Consider the following 6,417-nt stretch of genomic DNA (forward strand, 5'->3'; position numbering starts at 1 on the left):
TCATAATTCTTGTAGTTATAAAGACTGCGCCGTTTATTACAATTTGTGCAGTAACGTCTGATTCTTCTTGCGCTAATCTGAGCGGCCCTCTGCGATCCGGACGATCCGCAATGGCTACCCTCGAACGCACCGCGTACCCGCGCTTCCCCGAGGTCCTAGCGCCCCGGGAACTGCAAACCTGCTACACGCCACTGCCCGACGAGCTCGAATGGGCACGCCGGGCAACGCGCGGCGAGCGACCTCGACTGGGCCTGCTGGTGCTGCTGAAGGTCTTTCAGCAACTGCACTATTTCCCTCCGCTCGATACCATTTCGGCCGGCGTCGTTGAACACGTTCGGGCAGCCGCCGATATCGGCGACACCGTGCAATTCGGCTACGACACTGAGACCTCCCCAACGCTGTTCCGGCATTACGCGGCGGTTCGCACCTGGCTCGACGTGAAGCCGTATTACGGCACCGACGCGAACGCGATCGCGACACGGGCAGCGCATACGGCGTCGCTGAAGATGGACCAGCCGGTGGACATTATCAACGCGACGATCGACGAGCTGATCGCGCGCGATATCGAGCTGCCGGCGTTCTCGACGCTCGACCGGCTGACTGAACAGATCCATGCCCGGGCGCAGTCCCGACTGTTCAAGCGCGTCACGCGACGGCTGACCGATGAACAGAAACTCGCGCTCGATCGGCTACTCGCCCGCGACCTGTCGAGCCGGCAGACCGCCTACAACTGCATCAAGCGGCATGCGAAACGCCCATCGCGCCAGCATCTGGACATATTGATCGATCAGCTTGCCTGGCTCGACGAACTCGGCGATTTTTCACTGGCCGTCGCCGGGATTCCGGCCTCGAAGCTGCGCTCGCTCGCGAATCAGGCGATGGCGCTCGACGCGTCCGCGCTCAGGAATGACACGCTCCCCGAGAAGCGCTACACACTGATCGTCGCGCTGCTCAACCGCATGCGCGTGCGCGCCCGCGACGATCTCGCCGACATGTTCGTGCGACGGATGGCCGCGATCCACAAGCGCGCGAGCGACGAGCTGGACGTGATCCAGCGCAAGCAGCGTGATCAGGTCGAGGACCTCGTGGTCCTGCTCGACGGCGTGGCCGACATCCTCGCCGACGAATCCGACGAGACGGCCATCGCCCGAGCGGTCAGGAAGCTGCTCGCGCCGAAAGGTGACCTGGAGCCCTTGCGCGAGAGCTGTGCGGCAATCCGCGCGTTCAGTGGCCGCAACTATCTGCCGCTGCTCTGGAAGCACTTCAAGGCACACCGTTCGGTCATGATGCGCGTGGCCCGTACGCTCGAATGGGATTCGACGAGCCCAGTCCGCTCGCTGCTGAACGCACTCGATGCGGTGATGGAGAACGAATCGCTGCATCGCGAGTGGATCGATGCGGACGTCGCCGTGAGCTTCGCCGCGCCGCGGTGGCGCAAGCTCGTGCGGCGCTCGCACGGCGACAGATCGCCGACCAACCGCCGGTATCTCGAGCTCTGCGTGTTCTCATACATGGCCGAGGAACTTCGGGTCGGCGATCTGTGCGTATCGGGCTCCGACGCCTACGCTGACTATCGCGACCACCTACTGCCGTGGCGGCAATGCGAGCAGCAATTGCCCGACTACTGCGACAAGCTCGGCATGCCAACGACTGGCAGTGACTTCGTGCTCGATCTTCGTCAATGGTTGACCGACGCCTGCCACAAGCTCGACACCGAACTACCGCACAAGCGCGAGCACGTCGTGATCGACCGTCACGGTGAGCCGATCCTGCGCAAAACCGTCGCCAAGGAAATCCCGGCGAGTGCGATCGCTTTACAGGAGCGGCTCAACACCCGCCTGCCGACGCGGAACATGCTGGACATCCTCGCGAACATCGAGCACTGGACCCACTTCACGCGGCACTTCGGGCCCTTGTCCGGGAGCGATCCGCAGATTCGCAAGGCCGCCGAGCGCTACCTGCTGACCATTTTCGCGATGGGCTGCAATCTCGGCCCGACCCAGGCGGCCCGCCATCTCGACTCCGATGTCACCGCGCATATGCTGTCGTTCGTCAACCGTCGGCATATGAGCCTGGACAAGCTCGAGACCGCACAACGTGAACTGATCGAACTGTACCTGCGGCTGGACCTGCCGAAACACTGGGGCGATGGCAAGACGGTGGCGGCTGACGGCACGCAATACGATTTCTACGACAACAACCTGCTGGCCGGCTATCACTTCCGCTACCGGAAAATGGGCGCGGTCGCGTACCGGCACGTCGCCGACAACTATATCGCGGTGTTCCAGCACTTCATTCCGCCGGGCGTCTGGGAAGCGATCTATGTGATCGAGGGACTCCTGAAGGCGGGGCTGTCGGTCAAGACGGACACCGTTCATGCTGACACGCAGGGCCAGTCGGCCGCCGTTTTCGCATTCACGTACCTGCTCGGCATCAACCTGATGCCGCGGATTCGCAACTGGAAGGACCTCGTCCTGTATCGGCCGGACAGCAAGGCCAAATACAAGCACATCGACAAGCTGTTCACCGCCACGATCGACTGGGTGCTGATCGAGCAGCACTGGCAGGAACTGATGCAGGTCGCGCTGTCGATTCAGGCAGGTACGATCTCGTCGCCGCTGCTGCTGCGCCGGCTCGGCTCCGAAAGCCGCAAGAACCGGCTGTATCTGGCCGCACGCGAGCTCGGCAACGTCGTGCGCACGGTGTTCCTGCTCGAGTGGATCGGCAGTCTGGAATTGCGGCAGGAGGTCACCGCGAACACGAACAAGATCGAGTCGTACAATGGCTTCTCCAAATGGCTGTCGTTCGGTGGTGATGTGATTGCCGAGAACGAGCCGGAGGAGCAGCAGAAGCGGCTACGCTACAACGACCTGGTCGCATCGGCCGTGATCCTGCAGAACACCGTGGACATGATGCAGGCGCTGCGCGAGATGGCGGCAAACGGCGAGAAAGTGCGCGCCGAAGACATCGAATTTCTGAGCCCGTATCCGACCCACAACATCCGGCGCTTCGGCCACTATAAACTGCATCTGGATCGCCGGCCGGAAGCCTGGATCAGGGACCCGCTGTTCGGCCATGGTGCCCGCACCTACGCATCCCGCCAATGACTGCACGCCCGGCCATCACTACGACCTATTTCGGCGATGTCGACACCGCCGCGCTCGAGCGGCTCGAATCGAGCTACGACACCACCCGCCTGCTGGCCGCCGTCGATATCGTCGATCGTCTCCGCGCCCAACTTCACGATCCCGAGGGGCTACGTGACGATCTACTGGAGATCCACAGCATGGCACATTCGGTGCTGAATGGCGCACCATCAGTGCCGGCGCGACGCGAAGGCGCCTTGCCCGAGCGGGTGCTGGACGCACTCGATCTGATTGATGAATTTGTCATGGAACTCACGCGGGTGAGGACGATCCTTGAGCCGCTCGAAGCGCTGCACCCTGATGAGGGGTTCGGCGAGGATTGAACGGCGCCCACCCACTGATCGTGACCACGGGGGCCGGTCCCGGCCGGTGTTATGCGGCCGCAGACGGCCAAGTGCAGCCGTTCGCCCTCGTTCTTACTCGGCCGTTCAGAGGGCCGCTCCAGTTATATTAACGGCCCCTCGCGCTGGGACACGGTCGAGCGCCCACGCAAACGCGAACCTGCGATCCATCCCGGACGTCCTGCGCCCAAGCCGCCGCTTGAAGGTCTGATACGCAGCCGTGGGCACGGTCCACGGACAAGCAACGATCTTACAGCCGGTTCTGGATTCGTCAGACGCCGAATAAATCGTACGTCAATCGCACCGGACGACAACTTGAATCAAACTGTTTGGTTGCATCCGGCCGGGCCCCTGATTGTCGACAAGCGCGGAACAAATATTTTTCCTACCCTTGCATGAGGCAGCCGTCTTCAGGAGACAAACGGTGGGAAGCATTGAAGAGTGGCTGGCATCACTCGGCTTGTCCGAGTATGTCCATAGCTTTGCCGAGAATGGTATCGATCCCTCGGTCCTCCGCGATCTGACGGACCAGGATCTCAAGGATCTTGGCGTCTTGCTTGGCCATCGCCGCAAAATGTTGCGTGCAATTAACCAGCTTGGCGACAGCGCCGCTGCAATATCTCCAACCGTGGCCACGCCCTTGCCACGAGATGACGCGGACCGACGCCAACTCACCGTCGTGTTTTGCGATCTCGTCGGCTCGACTGCCCTCTCGAAGCGGCTCGATCCTGAAGACATGCGGAAGATCCTCGCCGCTTATTACCGGGGTTGCGCGGATGTAGTTACCAAGGCCGGTGGCGTCATTGCCCAGTACATGGGTGACGGTGTGCTGGCCTATTTTGGTTATCCTCAAGCGCATGAGGACGATGCCGAGCGGGCTGTACGTGCTGGGCTGGCGCTGGTGCGAACCATCGGCAATCTCGATTCCGGGATCGACGAAAGTTTGCGGGTGCGGATCGGGATTGCCACCGGCGTAGTGGTAGTCGGTGATCTGACGGGTGAGGGCGAAGCCCAGGAGCCTGGCGTCGTCGGTGAGACACCCAATCTCGCTGCCCGGCTGCAGACGTTGGCCGAAGCCGGAACAGTGGTGATTTCTACGAGCACGCAGCGGCTGACGGCTGGGCTGTTTGACTACCGCGACATGGGCCTCGTGACCGTGAAGGGTTTTGACGAATCGGTGCGGGTTTGGCAAGTACTCGGCCCCAGCGGGGTCGAAAGCCGCTTCGAGGCGCTGCACGCGACCACGTTGACGCCGATCGTCGGACGCGACGAAGAAATCGGGCTGTTGCTTCGCCGATGGCAGCGGGCGAAGAATGGTGAGGGGCAGGTTGTGCTGCTTGCAGGCGAGCCGGGTATCGGAAAGTCGCGGCTGACCACCTCTCTTGAAGAGCGGCTTCAATTCGAGCCGCACGACCGCTTGCGGTATTTCTGCTCGCGCCGCCATCAGGAAAGCGCCTTTTACCCGTTTATTTCCCAGCTCGAACGTGCGGCCGGTCTGCGGCGCGACGATACGGCTGAACAACGCCTCGATAAACTGGAGGCGGCGCTCGCGTTCGCAGGCGACAATCTGGGCGAAGCTGTTCCGCTGGTGGCGGCGTTGCTATCGATTCCGACGGAAGATCGATATCCAACACTGAATCTTACGCCGCAGCAGTACAAAGATAGGACCCTTAGCACGATTGTTGCGCAGATCAAGGGCCTGGCAATGCGCCACCCGCTGCTGATTTTGTTCGAAGATGTGCATTGGGCCGATCCCAGCTCGCTCGAAGCGCTGGACCATCTTGTCGATCGTATTGCAACCCTGCCTGTCCTGCTGATTGTCACGTTCCGGCCTGAGTTCGTATCTCGGTGGATCGGCCGCTCAGAGGTGACGCTCCTTACTCTCACTCGTCTGCACCCTCGGCAGCAAGCCGAGATGATCGAGCGGATAACCCTTGGCAAGGCACTGCCGAAAGAGATTACAGACCGGATCATCGAGCATACGGATGGAATACCGCTATTTGTCGAAGAACTGACCAAGACAGTGCTCGAGAGCGGCGTACTGCGCGAGCAGAACGGGCGCTACGTCCTCGATCGTCCGCTGCCGCCACTGGCGATCCCGATGACGCTGCACGCTTCGCTGATGGCGCGGCTCGATCGCCTGGCCCCGGTGCGGGATGTAGCACAAATCGGCGCTGCAATTGGCCGGCAATTTTCCTATGAGCTCATCAGCGCGGTCGCGTCGATGCCCACGGAGCGCCTGGACGACGCATTGGACCATCTCGTCNGCACGGGGCACCACCGGATGCGGAATACACCTTCAAGCACGCCCTGGTGCAAGATGCCGCGTACAGCTCCCTGCTGCGGGACCGGCGACAGCAACTGCATGCCCGCATCGCAATGGAACTCGAGAATCATTTTTCTGACGTAGCGGAGCAACAACCGGAAATCCTGGCTGAACACTGCGCCCAGGCCGGATTGACTGAAAAGGCAGCCCGGCTGTGGCTGCGTGCCGGTCACAATACTGCAAAACGCGCCGCACATCGGGAGGCGTCGGTCTTGTTCGAGAAAGCCCTGACTGCCCTTGCGGTCCTGCCGTCCTCGGCCGACACACTCGGAGAAATCATCGACATCCGATGGGATCTTAGCCACTCCCTGCATGCGCTCGGAGAAGTGACACGGAACCGCGCGAATCTGGAGAACGCGAAAGATCTTGCCGAAGGGCTTGGTGACGAGGTACGCCTATCGCGTGTTCTATCAAGGCTGGCGTTCGCGCTCGGTTCGCTAGGCGATTCGGTCGGCGCCGTCGAGGCAGGGGAACGCGCCCTCGCGTTGACGGAGCGGCGAAGCGACCCCGATGCGAAGGCTTGGGCGACCATGATGCTGGCACGATCACGGTATGGCTGCGGAAACTATGAGCGCGCGATGGTGCATGCTCGGCAGGCGCTGGC

3 protein-coding genes and 1 pseudogene are annotated in these 6,417 nt (G+C 61.8%); all 4 read left to right on the forward strand.

Going from position 1 to position 6,417, the window contains the following annotated elements:
- Nucleotides 1–110 precede the first annotated feature (110 nt).
- On the forward strand, nucleotides 111–3,107 hold the full coding sequence (locus tag HWY30_RS29395) for a Tn3 family transposase (protein ID WP_090812212.1): 2,997 nt from the start codon (nucleotides 111–113) through the stop codon (nucleotides 3,105–3,107).
- Nucleotides 3,104–3,469, forward strand: coding sequence for a Tn3 family transposase post-transcriptional regulator TnpC (gene tnpC / locus HWY30_RS29400; protein WP_090812213.1), 366 nt, complete (start codon nucleotides 3,104–3,106; stop codon nucleotides 3,467–3,469). The genes HWY30_RS29395 and tnpC overlap by 4 nt, the downstream gene beginning before the upstream one ends.
- 442 nt (nucleotides 3,470–3,911) lie before the next feature.
- Entirely contained in the window at nucleotides 3,912–5,897 is a 1,986-nt protein-coding gene (locus HWY30_RS29405) for an AAA family ATPase (protein ID WP_244145055.1), read from the forward strand.
- Nucleotides 5,867–6,417: pseudogene (locus HWY30_RS41940) on the forward strand (adenylate/guanylate cyclase domain-containing protein); the annotation flags it as partial. The gene HWY30_RS29405 and the pseudogene HWY30_RS41940, both read left to right, overlap by 31 nt.

This window comes from Paraburkholderia tuberum STM678 (genome assembly GCF_902833905.1).
Classification (GTDB): Bacteria; Pseudomonadota; Gammaproteobacteria; order Burkholderiales; family Burkholderiaceae; genus Paraburkholderia; species Paraburkholderia tuberum.

What these genes read in the sequence shown, in the direction of transcription:
- HWY30_RS29395 (WP_090812212.1), top strand. Translation starts at nt 111, where the DNA reads ATGGCTACCCTCGAACGCACCGCGTACCCGCGCTTCCCCGAGGTCCTA.
- tnpC (WP_090812213.1), top strand. Translation starts at nt 3,104, where the DNA reads ATGACTGCACGCCCGGCCATCACTACGACCTATTTCGGCGATGTCGAC.